Raw genomic sequence first — 20,605 nt, 5'->3', positions numbered from 1 at the left:
TGATCCCATGCCGAACTCAGAAGTGAAACGCGGTAGCGCCGATGGTAGTGTGGCATTCGCCATGCGAGAGTAGGACACTGCCAGGCACCCAATTAAACAGCGATGTGAAGAATCACGTCACTGGCTGCGAGGATGACACCTCACTGACGCGGCAAACAATTTAGCGCAAGCTAACCGAATGCGGAGCGGTAGTTCAGTCGGTTAGAATACCGGCCTGTCACGCCGGGGGTCGCGGGTTCGAGTCCCGTCCGCTCCGCCACTAATTTGAAGGCCTTCCCATCTGGGAAGGCCTTTTTGCTATGTACGATTTTTGCCCAGAGCCCCAAGACTTTCACACCAGAACGAGTACAAAAGCCCAGTCTCACGACCGGGCTTTGTGTTTTTAGCGTGTTAAACAGCCAGTGTTAGCATTTATCTAGAGGAAGAGAACTAAAACCTTGTCATCTCCTCCATTTTGTATCCATATCAAGCCCTTATCTAATGGATTACTGGCCATTTTAACTGGTTTACTTTTGGCCAAACTCTGTTCATGGCGCGCGATTAGGGTTGTATCTCGCTTATAACTCGGTAGAGTAAGGGCATCTTGAGTTTGCCTGTCCCGCGCCGAGTTTGCCGGGTTCCAGGTGTAACTTGGCCAGTTTTTATCAACCTTAAGTCAGTGGTATCGATATGGAACAAGTAAACAAGTCCACCTTCAGCGATGTACTGGAATATGTGCGTATGTCCCGTCGCCAGAACAAACTCAAGCGTGAAATTGCGGATAACGAGAAGAAGATCCGTGACAACCAGAAGCGCGTGCTGCTGCTCGACAACCTGAGCGACTACATCAAGCCGGGCATGAGCATTGATGATGTACAGGCGATCATCGCCAACATGCGTGCCGACTATGAAGAGCGCGTGGATGACCACATCATCAAGAACGCCGAGCTCTCCAAAGAGCGTAAAGAGCTGAGCACCAAGCTGAAGGGCATGAGCTCTCACAAATAAGCGTTCAGCTTTCGCTTAAGAGACACCGGCCACTGGCCGGTGTTTTGTTATCAGCTCGGATCTCTGCCACTCCTGCAACAATCGGCTCCCCTTTTTAGAATTGCCCTGTTACCATCACCACAAAGCGGTCAATAGTTTCAAGCCATTGACTTGAAAAGACTAAGCTTGAGTGAAACACAATAAATTGCGCAACCATGGTGGGGCTGATATGGGCGCATCAGAACAGACGGATTTGACACAAGTGGCATCTCAAGATTCATCTGTCCAGACCTCGGACGGGAACCCAAAGCGCAAGCGTCGTCCCTGGTGGCGTTGGCTGTTCTGTTTTCTCTTTTTATTGTGCCTGGGGGCGGTGATCGCTCTGGTTGGCTATGAGATGAAAACCTCGAAGCTGCAATCTCAGGAGATCTCCCGCTATGCCGCCAAGCTCACCTATCAGGTCGAGCCTGGCCAGAGCAAGCAGATCGCCTTCCCTGAGGATGGCCCGTTCGACAAGCGGCTCGGCTATGTGCAACTGCCGATGATGCAGGAGCGCCTGCTGCAGCGGGGTTATGAAGTCAGCAAGCAGGTGCATTTCTCCGACGCGCTCTATGACTACGCCAGTCGTGGCTTCTTCGTGCCCTATACCGAGAAGGTGCAGGCTGGCCTGACGTTGCACGATTGCCGCGCCGAGCCCTTCTATAAATTCAAGTATCCGACCCATCACTATCCGGATTTTGATTCCATTCCGCCGCTCGTCATCCAGTCGCTGCTGTTTATCGAGAACCGCGACTTGCTGAGCAACGAAGAGCCGTTGGCCAACCCGGCGGTCGACTGGCCCCGTTTTGCCAAGGCCGCGCTCTCTCAAGTGGGCAAGGCGCTCGATATGCAGGATCAATCTGCCGGTGGCAGTACCTTGGCGACCCAGGTGGAGAAGTATCGCCACTCGCCGGATGGCCTGACCCTGTCGCCGACCGAGAAGATCCGTCAGATGGCCTCTGCCAGCGTGCGGGCTTATCGTCTCGGGCCGGAAACCCTCGAAGCGCGCAAACTGGTCGCCTGGGCCTACCTCAACTCGGTACCGCTCTCGGCTGCGCCGGGATATGGTGAAGTGCATGGTCTGGGAGATGGTCTCTGGGTCTGGTTTGGTGCCAATGTCGATGACGTGAACCGTCTGCTGGACCCCGCCCGCAACCAGAACGCACCGCTGGCCGAACAGGGGCTTGCCCTGCGTCAGGTGGTCTCGTTGATGATTGCGCACCGCCGTCCCTCTTACTATCTGGCTCAGGGGCGAGAGGCATTGGCTACCCTGACCGACAGCTACCTGCGCCTGTTTGTGCAGGAGGGAATGATCACGCCGCCACTGATGGAGGCGGCGCTCAAGGCCAAGATTACGTTTCGTGATTTCCTGCAGTCCCCTGCTATCACTCGGGTGAACAATAACAAGGGGTTGCAGGTTGCCCGTACTCGCCTGAGCCGCCAGCTCGGGGTGCAGCTCTATGACCTCGACCGGATGGATCTGACCGCCGATACCAGCCTCAACATGCCGCTGCAGAACGAAATCTCCCGTTATCTGCAACAGCTGGCCGACCCGACGTTTGCCGCCCAGGTAGGGCTGTTTGGTGAGCGCCTGCTCTCGCCAGAGAAGACCGGCGATGTGCGCTACAGCTTCACCTTGTTCGAGAAATCGCCGGAAGGGTTCAAGGTGCGGGTACAGACCGACAACACCGATCAGCCGTTTGATATCAATGAAGGCTCCAAGCTGGAGTTGGGCTCAACCGCCAAGTTGCGGGTGCTGACCACCTATCTGGAGATCGTGGCCGAGCTGCACGACAACTATGCCGGGATGCCGGTCGAGAATCTGCGTAAATTGGCTGCCGTCTCTCAGGACAACCTCAGCCGCTGGGCCATCTCCTATCTGATGACGGCTCAGGACAAGAGCCTGCCTGTGATGCTGGAAGCGGCACTTGATCGCAAATATTCCGCCAGCCCCAACGAAGGGTTCTTTACCGGTGGCGGCATGCACACCTTCAACAACTTCCGCCGCGAGGATAACAATCGTATTCCGACGTTGCGTGATTCTCTGCGTGAGTCGATTAACTTGCCCTTTGTGCGGTTGATGCGCGATATCGTGCGCTACAGCCTCTACAAGGAGGGCAACCGTGCCCAGTTGCTGAAGGACGACAAGGATCCCCGTCGTCAGGAGTATCTGGCCAAATTTGCCGACAAAGAGGGGCAGACCTATCTGCTGCGCTTCTGGCGCAAATATCGCGGCAAGACTCCCGATGAGCAACTCGATACCTTCCTCGACGGTCTCAAGCCGAGTGCGGTACGTCTGGCGGCGGTTTACCGCTACCTGATGCCGGAAGCCAGCGAAGCCGCATTTGCTGCCTTCCTGGCGGAGCGGTTGCCGCGGGAGAAGTTGAGTGCCAAGCGGGTCAATCAGCTCTATGTGAGCTATGGCCCGGGCAAGTATTCACTGCCGGATCAGGGCTACATCGCCCGGGTGCACCCGCTGGAGCTGTGGCTGCTGGCCTATCTCAAGCAGTTCGACAAGGCGACCTTTGCCGACGCGGTTGCGGCCAGTCGTGACGAGCGGCAGGAGGTCTACAGCTGGCTGTTCAAGACCCGTCATCGCAGTGCCCGTGACAGCCGGATCCGCACCATGCTGGAGGTTGAAGCCTTCCTCGATATCCATCAGCGCTGGGCCAAGCTGGGTTATCCGTTCGACCATCTGGTGCCTTCGCTGGCGACTGCCTTGGGTAGCTCCGGCGACCGTCCGGCTGCACTGGCCGAGCTGATGGGGATTATCCAGAATGGCGGTGTCCGCTCGCCAACTTTGCGTATCGAGCACCTCTCGTTTGCCAAGGGGACGCCCTTCGAGACCGAGTTTGAGCCGCAGCACACCGAGGGCACCCGGGTGATGCCGGCAGAGGTGGCGGCCGCCCTGCGCAGTGCGCTCTCCAAGGTCGTTGAAGGGGGCACGGCAAGACGTATCGCCGGTGCCTTTACCCTGCCGGATGGCACTGTGCTGCAGATGGGGGGCAAGACCGGAACCGGGGATAACCGGATTGAAACTGTGGGTCGTTATGGCAACGTGACCAGCTCACTGGCGCGCAACCGCACCGCGACCTTCGTTTTCTATCTGGGTGAGGATCACTTCGGTACCCTGACCGCCTATGTACCGGGTAGCCAGTCTGACAAGTTCCGTTTCACCTCGGCGTTGCCGGTGCAGGTGCTCAAGGGGATGGCTCCTCTGCTGACGCCTTACCTGCAACCGGGCTCCCATACTCAGTGTCTGGCGAACCAGTGATGCGCACGAATTACCGCTCATCACGCAGATAACTGGCCAGAAAAAACGGGGAGGCTGACAGCCTCCCCGTTTTTATTTCCTCATCGGACGCAGCGGCGCTCGATTGGGATCAGGCATTCAGTACGAACTGCTCGATCACCTGAGCCACGCCATCTTCATCGTTGCGGGCAGTGGTGTGCTGGGCGAGAGCCTTGATCTCGTCGGTGGCATTGCCCATCGCAACCCCGAGGCCTGCGTACTCGATCATATGGCGATCGTTGCCCGCATCCCCGACGCAGATCACCTGATCGGCGGTCAGGCCAAGATGCTCGGCCAGTGCGGCCACGCCGGTTCCCTTGTTGCTCTGCTTGTTCATGAACTCGAGGAAGAAGGGGGCGCTCTGTACCACGGTATAGCGCTCATAGAGTTCTGCAGGCAGTCGCTCGATAGCGCGGGAGAGCTGGGGCGGCTCGTCGATCATCATTACCTTCATGATCTGCTCGTCGGCAGGCAGGGTAGCGAAGTCGATCAGATTGATCGGCATGCCGATCAGGCGGGATTCATGTTCGGTATAGGTGCTGACACGGGGACTGATGAGGCCCTGGGTGACCGAGAAACCGTGGACGTTCACCTCCAGCTCGTCAGCCAGTTTGGCGACGGCGCTGGCGTCACTGCCGGTCAGCAGCTGGCTGCGGATGATGCGCTGATCGGCCACCTGTTGCACCAGGGCGCCGTTGTAGCAGATGACGTAGTCATGCTCTGTGGTGAGGCCGAGTTCTTCCAGATAGCGGCTCATCCCTTCCAGCGGGCGGCCGGAGGCCAGCACAACGGTTACCCCTTTGGCGCGCGCGGCGCTGATGGCGGCGTGGGTGCGGGGAGTAATTTGGCCCTGCGGGTTGAGCAGGGTGCCATCCATATCCAATGCGATCAGCTTGTACATCTCTCACTACCTGAGTCTGGGTGGCCCGCCCGGTGGGGCCAAGGAAGTGGCGAGTGTAGCGAAAATCGGCGGCGGGATCACGACAGGTTCAGCGATGGGGCCGTGCCGGTTGAGCTATTTGTGTCCCTCGTAAGGGGTCATCTCCAGGGTTTCATCATGGATGGTCAGACGGGTAGGGCCTCGGGTGATGGTAACCTTGCGTTTGAAGCTGGCCATCTCGACCTCGATGCCGGAGTAGAGATGTTGGGTGGCAATGACCTCCATCTGAGCCATCAAGTTTCGCAGCTCCTCCTGGTTGGCGGTGAGCTGCTCATCGAGCTGGGCCAGTTCGGCCAGCTGATGGTCCCGGATCGGTTTGAGCTTGCGCAGGGTATCCGGATTGCGCTTGTCGCCGGGCAGTTGCAGCAACTTCATGACCAGCTCCTTGATTTTCTCCAGCTGGGCCTGACACGCCTGCTGGCGCAGCTTGAGCTGGTGTTCCTGCTCCTTGTGGGTGAAGTAGCCGCCAAGGATCTGTATCCGGGTATGGTTGGCGGCCTCGGCCCCCAGGCTGGGGGCCATGATCAGGCGATTGGCAATGCTGGTGCCCCCCAGCAGAGTGCCTTTGCGCATGTTACTGTCACCTACCTTGATATCTTGTCCGCTGCGGGAGTAACAGTGGCTGAGCTGGCTCTGGATCTGGATATCGCCCCCCGCTTCCAGCTGGGCATACTGGGCGTAACTGGCGTGGATCTCCCCCTGCGCATTGAGCTGGCAAAGGTACTCTCCCTGCTCGTTGCGGCGGCCAATGATGCCGTGGCGTACCGTGATGCTGCCCCCAGCTTCGATCCAGCCCCCTTCGATAAAGCCGCCAATCACGACGTCACCGCTGACCCTGATCTTCATGCCCGGGTTGACGTCGCCGCTGACGATTAAGCCCCCTTCAAAATCAATGTGGCCGTGGCGGGCATCCACCTGTTTGACGCTGAGCACCTCGTCCACCTTCATGCCTGCTTTTTCCTGACAGGGCAGGCCAGCCCGACCGGCAATCAGCAGGTCGGGATCGTCGGGGGAGATGAAGGTGCCCTCGCCAGCACTCATCGGGCTGTCTTTGCCATCTTTGGCGGGCAGATCCTGACCGGTCACGGTAAAACCGGGCACCCCGACGGTGGCTGGATGGCGGCGCATCAGCGGAGCGCCTGCCTTGACGGTGACGATGGAGCCGAGATCCCGCAGGTCGACTTTGCCATGACCCAGCTCCTGCGGTTTGAGGATCCGTTCGGCCGGGGTCTCCACCAGCCGCTCATAGCGAGTGTCCTGACCATTGACGGCTGGCTGGCCGTTGGCAATCACCAGCTTGAGCTGACTGCCGGGGGCGGCCTCCTTGGCCGATTGGATGGCAGCGGTGAGCAGTTGCTCACTCACCCCCTGTTTGATTTCGCTGATGGCGATCGCCTCTTTCAGCTGTTCCAGCGTCACATACTTGCCCCCCCAGTCGGCAGTGATCTGGGCGATGGCACTCATGCGATCCTTCTCCACTATTACGGCGAGTCGGGCATCCTGACGCTTGCCGACAGGGATGGGGCTGGCGGGGACGGGGGCGGCAGGGTTGGTGAGCAGGGTATTAAGCAGGCTGATAGCCTGTTTGATCCCCTCGGGCAGCGGCTGATAGCGGCGACAGTTGGAAGCGAGCAGCAGAGCCTGCACATCCTGTTCCGTGACAGGTTTGGTTAGACCGGCGGCAATCCGCAGGCAGACCAGTTCCATATCGCTTGATAGCAGCAACCACTCTTTGCTTAACACCGCATCTCCTTGCTGGATGAGAACGGAGCGATCGGCTCGCTCCTCTACTGTCATTTAATCTCTCAATGATTAATAAAGCGAGTCACCAACCCTGAGAGTGGGCAGTATTCAGATATTTCCTCTGAATGGTCAATGAATTGAAGTCAAATCGGTGATGGCGGCCGGATAAATATGGGTGCTGTTTGGCAATGGCGTGAAAAGGCGGATCGCAGCGCCAGCGACATAGGGTCGCTGGCAGGGGAATGGCGGTTCTTATCAGCTGCGCTGGGCTGTTCTGGCCAGGGTGAGGTAATCGCCGAGCACCGGCTCACCCAGCATATGGCGGCGTAGCATGTCGAGGGCGGCAAAGGCGAGGATCTTGCGGCGGCTCTCCGGGTCGGGGTGGCTGACCTTGACTGTCTGACCGATGTGTATGCCATCGGCGCTGAGCAGCAGTGGTACCCCCTCCGGCCCTTTTCGTCCTATGGTCAGTTGCAGGCCCGCATCGGCTGTAGGCAGTTGTGCCAGCTCATCGGCCAGTTGCGTACTGAAGTTGGCCTCCAGCCTGGGATGGCCGTGACAAAGCGCCAGCAGGGCGCCGCCACTCTCTCCCTCCAGCAGAGCCAGCGGTTTGCCTTGCAGCAGCGCGAGGATCTGCTGCGCCGGTTCCGTATCTCCGCTGCCAACCAGCCAGGGGCGGATCGTATCCAGCAGTCGGCGCTCGGCACTCTCCATGTCAGCGGTACTGGCGCCGTGGCCGATCAGTTTCAGCTCGATAAGGGGCATGGAGGAGCGGTAACCCAGCTCGATGCCGGCTGGCCAGGGTTCGGCATCCAGCATATCGCTGAGCGCCGACTCCGAGACGCCGAAGGTGTAAAAGCGACGCAGCTCGGTATCGACTTGTGCCCCGGCCAGCTGTTTGAGGCGCGGCAGAATTTGCTCGCGCACCATCTGTTTGAACTCGAACGGCACGCCCGGGGTGAAGAAGAGCCGGCTTAGGCCCAGGCTGGTTGGGTGAGTGACCACAAAGCCGCAGGCGGTGCCGACCGGATTGTCGAGGATCTCGCACCCCTGCGGCAGCCAGGCCTGCTTGGCGTTGCTGGCGGGCATGGGCCTGCCACGGCTGGCATAGCGCGCTTCGATGGTGGCGAGCCAGTTGGGAAACAGGGTGAGTGGCTGAGCGAAGGTCTCGGCCGCTGCCTGGGCGGTGAGATCGTCGGCGGTGGGGCCGAGCCCGCCGCACACCAGCACCACCTCGGCGCGGCTGGCGCTCTCTGCCAGCACGGCCTTCAAGTCCTTGAGGTTGTCCCCCACGGTGACGCGGCGGCGCACCTGCCAGCCCTGCTCCAGCAGCAGAGCGCTGAGCCAGGCCGCGTTGGTATCCACCACCAGACCCGTCACTATCTCGTCTCCGGTACTGATGATCTCGATACGCATGGCAGGCTCCTTGGATTAAACGGGTGGCAACGGTTGGCCTTGGGCCAACACAATCAGGCTTTGTTGTGCTCGAAGTAGTAGCTGATCCGGGTACGCGGATTGAGGTACTCGAACACGGCGGGTGGCAGCCGTTTGGGGTGGATCACCTTGGCGATCGACAGTTCGGCTTGCTGCAGGTCGATGATGGCCGCTTCCTGACGGGGAATGCGCGGATCGTAGACCAGCACCGAGGGGTAGAGCAGGCGGGAAGCGTTGACCGACATTACCAGCCCCACCTGACCATTGGAGAGTTGCACCACGCTGCCGGGGGGGTAGATCCCCATCAACCGGATCAGCATGCTGAGGTACTCCGGATTAAACTGCGCCTTGCGCTGCTTGTAGAGGCCGCTCAGGGCCGAGTAGGGCACCTTGGCCTGCATATGGCAGAGGTTATCGTACTCGTTGATCAGCGACACCATCTGGGTCAGCGGATCGAGCTGGCCACCCTTGAGCCCTTCCGGCCCGCTGCCATCGAGATATTCGTGGTGATGGAGCACGATCCCCTTCGCTTCGGCCGGGAAATCCTTGGCCAGATTGAGCAGATCCAGCCCGTAGCGCGGGTGCTGGGCCATCAGGTTTTGCTCCGGCTTGGTTAGCGGCTCGGTCTTGCGCAGGATCTGGCTCGGGATTTTCAATTTACCGATGTCGTGGAACAGCGCCCCCATACCGACCTGACGGATCTCGTCGGCCGTCATGCAGCACTCCTTGGCCAGCAGCATGCTGAGCACGCTCACATTGAGGGAGTGGAAGTAGAGGTTGTTGCCATCCTCGCTGTCGGAGACCAAGTGCAGCACCATCTCGTCCACCGAGAGCAGTTGCTCAGTCATGGCGTTGACCAGCTCCTGCGCCTCGCCGATGGCATTGAGGGGGCGGGACTGGATCTTGCTCATCACGCTGCGCACCTGCGCCAGCGACTGCTGGAACTGCTTCTCGCACTGCTGCAGGTTGCGGCGATAGAGTTGCAACTGTTCGATGCGGCGATCTTTCTCCTGCTGCATCTGGGCCTGACGCTGGGCGGCGTCTGCGCTCTCTTGTTGCTGAGGTTGTACCTGATTGAGGGGCTTGGGCGGAACGTCGCTCTTGTCGGGAATGATGGTGACCAGTTTCAGGCCGAGACGGCGGATCAGCTCGATCTCTTCTTCACTTTTGATCTTGAAGCTGGAAAACAGGAACGGGTGTTCGCGCCACCCCAGTGGCAGGGATACATAGTTGCCGACTTGCAGTCGATCTACGGAAATCTTGATACCGGTCATTATCTTGGAAGCAGGAGACACACTGAGCCGTATGCTAGTCAAAGGCGGGGGTGAATACAAAAGGTATCTGATGACAGGGCAGGAGCTTTATTATAGGCTTCTGGATGTCCAGACATATTTACTGATGCAGTACAGGGAGTAAGCATGCCGATCAAGATCCCGGATCAGTTACCCGCCGCCGAAGTGCTGGGGCAGGAGAACATCTTCGTGATGACGGAATCCCGGGCCGTCACCCAGAACATCCGTCCGCTGCGGGTGCTCATCCTCAACCTGATGCCAAAGAAGATTGAGACCGAGATCCAGCTGATGCGGATGCTCTCCAACTCGCCGCTGCAGGTGGATGTGGATCTGCTGCGCATCGATGACAGGGAGTCAAAGAACACGCCGCAGGCCCATCTGGAGAACTTCTATCACGACTTCGAGCAGGTGCGTGGCAACAACTATGACGGCATGATCATCACAGGGGCGCCGCTCGGGCTGGTGGAGTTCGAGGAGGTGGTCTACTGGCCGCGCATCGTCGAGATCATCGAGTGGTCCCATCAGCATGTTACCTCCACCCTGTTCCTCTGCTGGGCGGTGCAGGCGGCGCTGAAAGCCTTGTATGGTATGGAGAAGCAGACCCACGGCGAGAAGCTCTCCGGGGTTTACCGCCACCATCGCCTCGATGAGCACGAGCCGTTGCTGCGCGGTTTCGATGACGAGTTCGTCGCCCCCCACTCCCGTTACGCGGCGTTTGATGGCGATCTGATCCGTGCCCAGACCGACTTGCAGATTTTTGCCGAGTCAGAAGAGGCGGGGGTCTATCTGGCGGCGACCAAGGATTGTCGTCAGGTGTTTGTCACCGGGCACCCGGAGTACGATGCCCTGACGCTGGACGGGGAGTATCAGCGGGATCTGGCGGCGGGGCTCGACCCGGCCATTCCGGCCAACTACTACCCGAATAACGATCCGGGCAAGACCCCGCGCGCCAGCTGGCGCAGCCATGGTCATCTGCTGTTTGCCAACTGGCTCAACTACTACGTTTATCAGCTCACCAGCTATCGGGTGGAAGATATCGGCAAGGTCTTTACCTACGACCAGGGAGGCAAGTAGTCAGTCGCCCTGCGCCAGCCGCTCTGCCAGCTGGTCGAGCCACTGGCGGTGGCAGGCCAGGGTAAACGCCTTGGGTCTGTGGGCCTTGATGGCGGCCATCGCCTCTTGCTGTGGCTGGCCGAGGGTCATCAGCAGCGCGGCGGCGATCAGACCGGTACGACCGCTGCCCCCTTTGCAGTGGATGACCAGATGTTTGCCATCCCCCAGCAGCTCGCGCAGCTGTGGCAGCGCCTGTTGCCAGGCAGCCTCGAAGTCGGCATCGGGGGCCAGATCATCCTCGATGGGCAGATGGAACCAGCGCATCCCTTCGTGCTCGACCTGTTGGCCGAGCTGCGCCAGTTTGAGTCGGATCAACTCGGCGCTTGTCATCAGGGTCACCACCCCGTGGGCACCGGCCAACCGCAGTTGATCGAGCGCCAGGGTCAGCGGCACCTGCTGGGTGCCGGGGCAGGGGGTCAGCAGCAGCTGACCGTCGACACGGGGAACCTCAAGGCTCCAGAAGGGGTGATACGGGTGCATGGCGGATCCTCGCGTGGTGGCCGCAGGGCTGCGGCCGGTGAATGGCGCCAAGGATAGGCGGGGCAGGGGGGATGTCAATGGCCGTTGTGTTTGCCCCGGTTTACGGGCAGAGTCTAAAAAATTGAGCGGTTCAAGGAGTTAAGATGAGAAACCTGGATCAACTGGATTTGGATATCCTGGCCCATCTGTTTCGGGATGCGGGCATGACCAACAAGGATCTGGCCGCGCTGGTGGGCGTTGCCCCCTCCACCTGTCTGGAGCGGGTGCGCAAGTTGCAGCAGGATGGCGTGCTCAAGGGGGCACACTGCGAAGTGGATTATCAGGCCCTCGGGGGTCACATTCAGGCAATGGTCTCCCTGCAGCTGGCCCGCCACAGCCGCCAGATCATCGATGCATTCCGCGATGCCATTCTGGCGCTGCCCGAAGTGATCAGCCTGTTCCACATGGGGGGGAAGGATGATTTTCTGGTGCACCTCTGTGTCTCCGATACCGAGCACCTGCGCAACTTCGTCTTCGATCACTTCACCTCCCGCGAAGAGGTGGTGCACCTCGAAACCTCGCTGGTATTCGAGCACAAGTTCAGCCGCTCCCTGCCCTGCTTTCCCCAGCCATAACGGCCTGTGGGCCGACGGTATGGATAGATGGAAAAAACCGCCAGCTGGCGGTTTTTTCCATTCTGCTATGGGTTGAAGCAGCACGAGCGGCTCAATTGGCGGCGGTGCGTTCATCCTTGGCCGTCTGATAGAGACTCTTCTGATAGGCCATGCTGCCCCACAGGGCAAGACCAAGCGCATCCTCCTTCAAGGCGTCCGGCTGCGCTGCCAGGGTCAGCTTCTCGTTGGCATTGTCGTAGACATAGCCCTCTGCCGCCCGTTCCGGTTGCAGGATCACCACATCCTTGCCGCGCATCAGGGCGAAGTTCTTGTCGTACTGCATGATGGCCCGACCCGGCCAGTCGGCGGGCATGCGGGTCAGATCCTTGCCGAGCATGGGGTAGTCGGCACTGATCCCCATCAGGGAGAGCAGGGTCGGCGCCATGTCGATCTGGCTGACGATGCGCGGATCCTTCCTCGGTGCAATGCCGTCACCCACAATGATGCCGGGGATATGGAAGCGGGGAATGGGCACCAGACTGGCGCCACCGACCCGGCTATCATGGTCGGCGATGACCAGGAACAGGGTGTCCTTCCAGTATTCGGACTGTTTCGCCCTCTTGAAGAACTCGCCGATGGCGTAATCCGCATACTTGGCCGCGTTGTTGCGGGTCTGCTTGGGCTGCTCGAACAGTTCGATGCGGTTGTCCGGGAATTCGAACGGATCGTGATTGCTGGAGCTGAACACCAGACTGAAGAAGGGTTTACCCTCCTTGTGCAACGCCTTGAAGGTCTCGTCGGCCTTGGCCATCAGATCCTCGTCGGAAGCCCCCCATGACCCTTTGAACACCGGATTGTCGAAATCCTTCTGCTCGACGATGGTGGTGAAGCCATTGCCGAGGAAGAAGCTGCGCATGTTGTCGAAGTGACTCTCGCCGCCATAAATAAAGCTGGTGTCGTAACCCCGCTGCTTGAGCAGATCAGCGATGGTGAAGAAGTTGGTCTGGCTCTTGCCGAGTTTGACCACCGACTGTGCCGGGGTAGGCGTGAAGCCGGTCAGTACCGCCTCGATACCACGCACCGAGCGGGTGCCGGTGGCGTAGAGCTGCTCGAAGGCCCAGCCCTGCTGCGACAGGGCATCGATGTTGGGGGTGAGCGGCAGGCCGCCGAGGGAGCCGACAAACTGGGCGCCCAGACTCTCCTGCAGCAGGATCACCAGATTCTTCGGTTTACCCTGGAAGCTCGCCTCATTGAAGGTCTGGCTGGGCAGCAGAACGGAGTTGAAATCACTGGCCGGACGGCCACTCTCCTTGCGCATGACCTCGAGCACCTTCTGCTCCGTCATCTCGCCGTAAAACTGGCCGGCATCCTCCTCGGCGCCCATCTGCTTGATGGCAAAAAAGAGGGAGTAGGCGGAGTTGACGGTGAGCGAGTTGACCAGCGGATCTTCGGCAAAGGCGACCATGGCCGGGTTCAGGGCGCGGTGGCCGAGACTGGAGCGGGCACCGAGAAAACCTATGGCCAGAATGAGCAGGGCGAAGGCAGGACGCAGATACCAGCGGGGGAAGCTGAGGCCACGCACCAAACGGCCGCTCAGCCACCAACCGCCGGCCAGCGCGGCGCCACTGAAGAGTAAGGCCAGCAGCAGCTCGGCTTTGCGGCCCGCCCACAGCATGGCGAACACCTCTTTCGGATAGATGAGGTACTCCACATAGAGGCGGTTGGGACGCACGCCATACTCGGTGACAAACGAGGGGGTGGAGATCTCGAGGAACAGCATCAGCCAGAGTCCGACGGTCAGCCAGACGCGCATCAGTTGCAGCCAGCCTCGGCCGATGGCATGGGGGCCTGCCAGCAGCAGAGTGAGCATGGCGGGGACACCCCAGACCCAGCAGAGGGTCGCAAAGTCGACCCGGATCCCTTGCAGCAGCATCTCCTGCCAACCGGCCACGGCATCCACCCGTTCCAGTTGCCAGAGGCCGAGGGCGATTCGGCTGAAAGAGAGAGAGAAAAGCGCGAGCGCGCAGAAGATGGCGAAGGGCCAAAACGGGCCGAGTCGCTGTTTTAGAACTGTCATGTTTGTTCCTGAATGAGACTGTAAGCGCCTGTCCACAGACGTTTTTTACTTGTTGTGAGGTTATGACAGATCGAACTGGTTAAGGTTGCATTCAATTTTGTTAAAAGCCGGAATTAACACATTTATCATCTAAAAATGTGATGTCGCGCGCTTAATGAGCACAGCATAACCTGCTGGATAAAATGTGAGCCACAGCGCGTATGGATGGGGGATGGGTGTTTATAATTGCCGCGAATTATCTCAATCGGAGCCGAAGGGATGCCGGTCTTTATCGATGTCGAGTATGTGCGGGGATGGCGCCTGTTTCTGGTGTTATCGGATGGCACCACGGGGGTGCTGGATCTGACCCCCTGGCGAACCCAGCCGCTGTTTGCAAAGCTGGAGAGCGAGCGTCATTGCGCCCGGGTCTTCATCAACCGTCACCACCAGCTGGAGTGGCCTGTTGGTTGCACGCTATCCGCCCATGAGGTCTATCACCTCATCTCTCCCATTGATGAGCGGGAAGCCTTCAGCTAATCCCCATTTTTTGTGAGCCAACGCCAGATTCCTGTTGCTGGAATGTTTGTCCGTTTGCCTTTCTGAGCCAACTTGGGTAAAACCTGCGCAACATTTTGCCAACTTGCCTTCGCTTCACCTGACAGAGGCTTGCCGCTTTCGCGCCGCAGGCCTTTTTTGCGGCCTGACGGCAAACCTTTCCCTTGCTGAAAGGTTTGGTTGGTTGAATGAAAATAACAAAACAAACAAATACATAAGGAAAATGTATGGCTTGTCATATGCGCACACCTCTTGCCCTGCTGGTTGGTGGACTCGCCTGTCACGGCGCTGCCGGTCAGGAATCGGTTCAACAGCTGGATCCCATGGTGGTGGTGGCAACCCGCCCCGCCAGCACCCTGGAGGTGACACTGGATCCCAAGAAGCCCGGTTCCCCCATGCCCGCTGCCGACGGCGCCGGTTATCTGAAGAATGTCACCGGCATGAGCATGGTGCGCAAAGGGGGGCTCGGTGGCGACCCTGTACTGCGGGGGATGGGGATGTCCCGCCTCAACGTGCAGATGGATGGCGGCATGTTGGCCGGTGGGTGTGGCGGCCGGATGGACCCGCCCACGGCCTATGTGTTCCCCCAATCCTTTGACCGGATCCGGGTGCTGAAGGGGCCGCAATCCCTGGAGCAGGGTGCCACCTTGGCGGGAACCGTGCTGTTCGAGCGTGACAGGCCCGAGTTCACCGCACCGGGCCTCAAGGCCGATGCCTCGGCCCTCTATGGCAGCTTTGGCCGTGATGATCAGATGGTGGATATGACGGCGGGCTCGACCGACGGTTATCTGCGCAGTCAGTTCACCCACTCCGATAGCGACGATTACCGCGATGGTCACGGCAACGAGGTGCGTTCTTTCTATCGCCGCGAGAACGGCACCGCCCAGCTGGGCTGGACGCCGGGGGAGCACACCTGGCTGGAACTCACCGCCGAGCGCAGCAATGCCCGCGCCGCTTATGCGGATCGCTCCATGGATGGCCCCATGTTTGACCGCGAATCCTTCGGGCTGAAGCTCAAGCAGGAGCAGATAACCCGCTACTGGCAGCGCAGCGAGCTGACCCTGTGGGACAACTACATAGACCACATCATGGACAACTTCAGCCTGCGGCAAAACAGCACCACCAAATCCCTGAGCAACCCTGATCGCCGCAATACCGGCGGCCGCTGGGCCAACGATATCGCCCTTCCTGCCGACTGGTTGTTGACCGCCGGGCTCGACAGCAACCGGGATCAACACAGATTTCGCAAGGATCTGGATTATGCAGACAAGCCACGCCAGCGCACCCTGCGTTTCGAGCAGCAGGGCGGCTTCGCCGAACTGGGTCGTCAGCAGGGGGCTCACAGCTACAAGGGCGGTTACCGTCAGGATAGGGTAGAGACCACCCGCTATGGCGCCGGTGAACAGACCCTCTACAGCGATACCCTGAGTCTTAACAGCGGGTTTGGCCGCTACGAATATCAGTGGTCGCCACGCTGGTCCAGCTATCTGGCCTGGGGGCAGGCAGAGCGGGCGCCGGATTACTGGGAGCGTAACAAAGACGTTACCCCCTTTACCCTCAACCCGGAGCGCAGTCGCCAGTGGGATGCGGGGCTGGCTTTGCGCAGTCGCGAGCTGGACCTGACCCTCTCTATCTTTAGTGCCGATATCAAGGACTACCTGCTCTACAACAGCAAGTCGAACAAGGTGCGCAATATCGATGCCCAGACCCGGGGTGGCGAGCTGGAGGGGCGCTGGCAGTTTGCCGAGCAGTGGCGTCTCGATGGTGGTCTGGCGGTGGTCTACGGCGAAAACCAGAGCGACAACAAACCGCTGGCCCAGATGCCACCGCTCGATGGCAAACTGGCGCTGGGCTGGCAGCCGGACGAAGCGCTGAGTTTCACCCTGCTGGGGCGCGCCGTGGCGGCGCAGGATCGGGTGGATGTGGGCTCCGGCACGGTCGCCGGCCAGGATCAGGGCGAGACCCCGGGCTTCTTCACCATGAACCTGAGCGGCGCCTGGCAGTTTGCCAAGGGGTGGCAGCTCTCGGCCGGGGTGGACAACCTGTTCGACACCTTCTACTACGAGCACCTCTCCAAGTCGGTGCACGCCAGTCAAGCAGGGCTGGGCTACGAGCAGAGCGGCCGCATCCCCGAGCCGGGCCGTTCCTACTGGCTCTCTGTCAACTACCGTTTTGCCTCGGCAGGGGTGCTCTAACCAGTTGAGTCAGATAACGTTTTCAGTCACAGACACCGCTGTGTGAGCATCGCTATCATGGTGAAAAACAGGCGTATCAGACGCCTGCTCTCACAGCGGGAACATAACAATGAAACAGGGAACGTTACGCTATGGCGGCCTGCTCGGGGCCGCCCTGTTACTTGCGGCTTGCGGCGGCAGCGGTAGTTCAGGTGGGGAGAGTTCTCCCCCCGTCGTCAATCCGCCGGTCACCCACCCTCCGGTCGCCACGGCCAGTCGTGCTTGCTATGGCGACGATCAACTCGCCTGCAACCTGCGCATCTATCAGGTAATGGTGGAGTCGTTTGCCGATGGTGACGGCAGTGCCAACTACGGCGTCGGCTATGGCCCCTCCCAGCACAACGGCGATCTGCAGGGGATCATCGACAGCCTCGATCACATCAAGAGTCTCAACGTCAACGCCATCTGGCTCACCCCGGTGTTCGACTCCTGCGCGGGGCAAGGCGGCGATAACAAGCTCGATGCCACCGGCTACTTCGCCTGCGACTTTTTCACCGTGGACCCCAACTTCGGCAGCAATGCCAAGCTCAAACAGCTGGTGGATGGGGCGCACCAGCGCGGCCTCTATGTCTTCCTCGACGGGGTGTTTGGCCACGTCAACAAGGTGGGGGTGAGCAAGCCCTCTCCAGAGGGGCGTCTGCCAGCCCTCACCAGCGGCGGTGCGGGTTATCCCGGCCAGCTGGTGGATTACAGCAAGCCGGAGAGCCTCGCCTACTTCAAGGAGGTGGCCCGCTACTGGATCGAGCAGTACGGTATCGACGGCTGGCGCCTCGATCAGGCCTATCAGCTTGGGCTGGATGATTGGCGCGCAATTCGCAGCGAGGTGGAGCAGGCCAGCGCAACGCGCAAGGCGGCAGGGCAGCAGTGGGGCACCCTTGGCTATATGGTGGGCGAGGTGTGGAAGGGGGCTGACGATATTCGCGCCCAGGCTTACGGCAGCAGCGACAATCCGGCGCTCTCCTCGGCCTTTGACTTCCCGTTGCGCTACGGCATCGTGCAGGCGCTGGCGGTCGAGGAGTCTGGCAAGGGCGGGCAGGGGGCCAGCGTGCTTGACGCCAGCTGGAACAAGGTGGAGAACTACCCGAATCACGCCATGCCGAACCTGATGCTGGGCAACCATGATCTGGTGCGTTTTGGCGATCTGCTGGAGCGCGGCAACTTCAAGCCGGCCGAGTACTGGCAGCGCCACAAGGCAGCCTTCAGCTTTATGGCGGCCCGCTCCGGCCCCATCACCTTCTACTATGGCGAGGAGTTTGGCGACGAGGTGCCGGGCTTTGCCGCCAAGGTTGGTGGTGACTGTGCGGCGCAGGGCTTGTGCGACGATCATGTGGCCCGCAGCGACGGCAAGGTGCCCGCTGTCACCGGTTTTGTGCCAAGTAGCGAACAGGTCGAGCTGAAAGAGTGGCTGGCCCAGCTACTGGCGATGCGTGCCGCCCACCCCGCTCTCTATCAGGGGGAGCGAGTCAAACTGGTGGCCGAGGGCAGTCTCTATGGTGACATCAAGCAGACGGCGGGGGAGCAGATAGTCTACCTGCTCAACCTCTCCACCACGGCGCTCAGCTACAACCTGCCGACGGGCAAGTTGCGCAGCGGCAGTGCGCTGGTAGACCTGCAAAGCGGCGAGAGTCTGGCCATTGGCGGCAGCAGCGTAACGGTGGAGTTGCCACCCCTCACCGGTCGCTTCCTGTTGCTGCAATAGCGTGACCACGCCCCAACGCAAAGGGCTCCATAACGGAGCCCTTTTTTCATGGCGATGCCCGTTGCGACGTCGTCCTACTTCTCGATGCCGCTGCCGAGCTCATCCGGGCGGGGAGCGGCTGGCGGGTGACCATTGCCGTTGCCATTGCGCCAGCTCTCCAGCCGGTTGTGCACCCCGCGGCGCAGGCTCTTGAAGCTGGTCTCCAGATAGTCGACACCGACCAGAATGGAGAGGGTGACACCGGTGAGCAGCAGCGCCTGATGGAGCATCTGCATGCCGATGAGGGCGCCGAGGGCGGCCAGCATCCAGACGGTAGCGGCGGAGGTGACCCCCAGTACCTGACCATCCCGGGTCATCATCACCCCGGCGCCGAGAAAGCCGATGCCGGTGATGAGCTGGCCCAGCACCCGCGCCTGATCGGCGCTCTGGGGGCTGAGGGCTGCGCCGATGGCGAGAAAGCAGTAGGTGCCGAGGATGATGAGCGAGGAGGTGCGGATGCCGACCGGCTTGCCGCGCAGCTGGCGCTCCAGCCCTACCAGAGTGCCGCACACCAGACAGACCAGGATGTTCTCCCAGCCAAGGGGCGCAATGTCCCACCAATCAGTCGTCATCATATCCACCTCTGCAATCGATGCTTGTTGTTATCCGGCCGCGCTCTGCCCCCGGTTCTCCAGCCGCTGGCGGAAGGCGCGGGCGAGGCGCTCGTAGAGGTCCTTTGCCTCTCTGTCCTCAATATCGCCACGTATCCAGGGATTGTCGATGATTTCCAGCAGCACGCAGTCGCGCCCCTGCTGGCGCAGGTCGACTCCGAACAGGCCGTTGCCGAGCTGATGCACGGCACGGCGAGCGGTCTGCAGTACCCGCTCCGGCACCTCGTTGAGTGGCAGCGCCTCGATCCGGCTCATGTCGAGAGGGTGCTTGCGGCGGCGGATGCGGTTGCCGGGGTCGGGGCGGAAACGGCGACAGGCGAACAGCGGCGAGCCGTCGAGAAAGCCGATGCGCCAGTCGAACTCGGCGGGGATCCGGCTCTGCACCAGCAGCAGGGCGGAGCGGCCCAGCCCCTCGTCCAGCAGGCGGGCCAGCTGTTGCTCGTCGCTGGCCATGGCCAGATCCCGTCCCTGCGCCCCGTCGGGCACCTTCACCATCAGCGGCAGGCCGAGCCGCTGCACCAGCTCATCCACATGGTGGCGGCCGCGGCGGGTCACCACCATGGTGGGCGGCATGGGCACGCCGCTGCGCACCATCAGCTCGTAGAGATAGAGCTTGTTGCTGCAGGCGAGGATGGCGCGGGAGCTGTCGATCACCGGCATCTTGAGCTGTTCGGCACGGTGGGCAAATTCGAAGGTGTAGTGGCCGACTGCGGTTTCGGCACGCAGCCAGAGGGTGTCGAACTCCGGCAGCCGCTCGATGGCTGACGGTGGCAGGATCTCGGCCCGGATGCCCTGGGCGGCGGCAGCCCGGATAAAGCGCTCCAGCGCCAGCCCGTCACTGCTGGCACGGCCATCATCGGGGTCGACCAGAATGGCGAGCTGGTAGAGCGGCGCCGCTTGCTCCTCATCACCGGTGCCCACCAGCGCTTGGGCGTGGTGCAGCATCAGTTCTTTCTCGCTCGGGCTCAGCTCCAGCGGTGACAGGCTCTGCTGCTGGCGTACCGACCAGCCGTGGCGGCCGCGCTTGAGGGTCAGCTCCTGCAGCGGCAGCTGGCTGAGGCCGTAGTAGTAGCGGGCCAGTCCCGCCAGCTCGCTCTGTTCGCACTGGCCGAAGATGGCGCGCACTCTAATCCGATCCTCGCTCTGCTGGGCCAGCCACCCCTGTGCCTTGCGCCACAGCTTGGCCGGTGGCTGCTGGGGTTGCAGCTGGCTGATGGCCTGCAAACCCGGCAGACAGTGGTGGCCGCGAGCTTGGGCCAGCAGTGAGCAGTAGTAGCCGGCGCTGAGGTGTTCCAGATTGCGGCAGAGGTTGATGATGCGGGGGCGGCCGCCGGTGGTGGGCACCCCGTGTTGCAGGTAGGTGCGGGCAGTCAGCAGATAATCGGCATGGCAGGGCCAGTCGCCCAGCTCTTCGACGATGACGTAGGTACTCATATTTTCGGCTCCACAGATGAAACTGCCTTAAGCGGCAGGATCCCCAGTGGGCTTCGATGCACCGGAAAGCACGACAATGGCGCGA

General features: G+C 60.7%; 16 protein-coding genes and 1 tRNA gene. 8 read left to right on the top strand and 9 right to left on the bottom strand.

All coding sequences use genetic code 11. The features are described 5' to 3' along the window. Nucleotides 1-182 precede the first annotated feature (182 nt). From AB5Y83_RS09000 to AB5Y83_RS08990, 3 genes are all read left to right on the top strand, one after another. Nucleotides 183-259, top strand: a tRNA-Asp gene (locus AB5Y83_RS09000). Nucleotides 260-669: 410 nt separating this feature from the next. After that, the gene (tmaR, locus tag AB5Y83_RS08995; RefSeq protein WP_005336024.1) at nt 670-987 is read left to right on the top strand and encodes a PTS system regulator TmaR; all 318 of its coding nucleotides are present in this window, start codon (nt 670-672) and stop codon (nt 985-987) included. Between the two features lie 208 nt (nt 988-1,195). Then, a complete protein-coding gene (locus AB5Y83_RS08990) occupies nt 1,196-4,279 on the top strand; it encodes a transglycosylase domain-containing protein (RefSeq protein WP_368175047.1) in 3,084 nt (1,027 codons plus the stop codon). 109 nt (nt 4,280-4,388) lie between these two features. On the opposite strand, the gene yidA is transcribed toward AB5Y83_RS08990, so the two are convergent. From yidA to AB5Y83_RS08970, 4 genes are all read right to left on the bottom strand, one after another. Further along, nucleotides 4,389-5,198, bottom strand: coding sequence for a sugar-phosphatase (gene yidA / locus AB5Y83_RS08985; RefSeq protein WP_005363212.1), 810 nt, complete (start codon nt 5,196-5,198; stop codon nt 4,389-4,391). Nucleotides 5,199-5,312: 114 nt separating this feature from the next. Next, nucleotides 5,313-6,980: a FapA family protein gene (locus tag AB5Y83_RS08980; RefSeq protein ID WP_368175049.1), complete on the bottom strand. Its 1,668-nt coding sequence runs from the start codon at nt 6,978-6,980 to the stop codon at nt 5,313-5,315. Between the two features lie 255 nt (nt 6,981-7,235). Further along, complete coding sequence (locus AB5Y83_RS08975) at nt 7,236-8,396, bottom strand: competence/damage-inducible protein A (RefSeq protein WP_368175046.1); 1,161 nt, start codon at nt 8,394-8,396, stop codon at nt 7,236-7,238. 53 nt (nt 8,397-8,449) lie between these two features. Next, nucleotides 8,450-9,688, bottom strand: coding sequence for a DUF3391 domain-containing protein (locus AB5Y83_RS08970; protein ID WP_005336014.1), 1,239 nt, complete (start codon nt 9,686-9,688; stop codon nt 8,450-8,452). 144 nt (nt 9,689-9,832) lie between these two features. On the opposite strand from AB5Y83_RS08970, the gene metA reads away from it, so the two are divergent. Further along, nucleotides 9,833-10,780 carry a homoserine O-succinyltransferase gene (metA, locus tag AB5Y83_RS08965; RefSeq protein WP_368175045.1) on the top strand — a complete coding sequence of 316 codons (948 nt, stop codon included), beginning with the start codon at nt 9,833-9,835 and terminating at the stop codon, nt 10,778-10,780. Here the strand turns inward: metA and AB5Y83_RS08960 are convergent, their stop codons facing one another. Next, nucleotides 10,781-11,299, bottom strand: a complete 519-nt coding sequence (locus tag AB5Y83_RS08960) for a cyclin-dependent kinase inhibitor 3 family protein (RefSeq protein WP_368175044.1) — start codon at nt 11,297-11,299, stop codon at nt 10,781-10,783. A gap of 143 nt (nt 11,300-11,442) precedes the next feature. Here AB5Y83_RS08960 and AB5Y83_RS08955 point away from each other — a divergent pair, with 143 nt between their 5' ends. Further along, nucleotides 11,443-11,913, top strand: coding sequence for an Lrp/AsnC family transcriptional regulator (locus AB5Y83_RS08955; protein ID WP_005336001.1), 471 nt, complete (start codon nt 11,443-11,445; stop codon nt 11,911-11,913). Between the two features lie 91 nt (nt 11,914-12,004). On the opposite strand, the gene AB5Y83_RS08950 is transcribed toward AB5Y83_RS08955, so the two are convergent. Continuing rightward, on the bottom strand, nt 12,005-13,969 hold the full coding sequence (locus AB5Y83_RS08950) for an LTA synthase family protein (RefSeq protein ID WP_368175043.1): 1,965 nt from the start codon (nt 13,967-13,969) through the stop codon (nt 12,005-12,007). Nucleotides 13,970-14,227: 258 nt separating this feature from the next. Here AB5Y83_RS08950 and AB5Y83_RS08945 point away from each other — a divergent pair, with 258 nt between their 5' ends. Then, a complete protein-coding gene (locus tag AB5Y83_RS08945; RefSeq protein WP_005335997.1) occupies nt 14,228-14,485 on the top strand; it encodes a DUF2442 domain-containing protein in 258 nt (85 codons plus the stop codon). Here the strand turns inward: AB5Y83_RS08945 and AB5Y83_RS08940 are convergent. Further along, nucleotides 14,482-14,742 (bottom strand): hypothetical protein, encoded by a 261-nt coding sequence (locus tag AB5Y83_RS08940; protein WP_201996373.1) that lies wholly within the window; start codon nt 14,740-14,742, stop codon nt 14,482-14,484. The two genes, AB5Y83_RS08945 and AB5Y83_RS08940, sit on opposite strands and share 4 nt — an antisense overlap. Here AB5Y83_RS08940 and AB5Y83_RS08935 point away from each other — a divergent pair. Further along, a complete protein-coding gene (locus AB5Y83_RS08935; RefSeq protein ID WP_368175042.1) occupies nt 14,731-16,698 on the top strand; it encodes a TonB-dependent copper receptor in 1,968 nt (655 codons plus the stop codon). The genes AB5Y83_RS08940 and AB5Y83_RS08935 overlap by 12 nt on opposite strands. Nucleotides 16,699-16,807: 109 nt before the next feature. Then, nucleotides 16,808-18,436 carry an alpha-amylase family glycosyl hydrolase gene (locus AB5Y83_RS08930; RefSeq protein ID WP_368175041.1) on the top strand — a complete coding sequence of 543 codons (1,629 nt, stop codon included), beginning with the start codon at nt 16,808-16,810 and terminating at the stop codon, nt 18,434-18,436. A gap of 74 nt (nt 18,437-18,510) precedes the next feature. Here the strand turns inward: AB5Y83_RS08930 and AB5Y83_RS08925 are convergent, their stop codons facing one another. Beyond that, nucleotides 18,511-19,050 (bottom strand): MgtC/SapB family protein, encoded by a 540-nt coding sequence (locus tag AB5Y83_RS08925; protein ID WP_042032827.1) that lies wholly within the window; start codon nt 19,048-19,050, stop codon nt 18,511-18,513. A gap of 27 nt (nt 19,051-19,077) precedes the next feature. Further along, nucleotides 19,078-20,520 (bottom strand): RimK family protein, encoded by a 1,443-nt coding sequence (locus tag AB5Y83_RS08920; RefSeq protein ID WP_368175040.1) that lies wholly within the window; start codon nt 20,518-20,520, stop codon nt 19,078-19,080. Nucleotides 20,521-20,605: the final 85 nt, after the last annotated feature.

Source organism: Aeromonas sp. R5-4, assembly GCF_040908215.1.
GTDB lineage: Bacteria > Pseudomonadota > Gammaproteobacteria > Enterobacterales > Aeromonadaceae > Aeromonas > Aeromonas veronii.
Note: the sequence above shows the minus strand (reverse complement) of the source record. Positions and strands in the feature narration are given on the sequence as shown.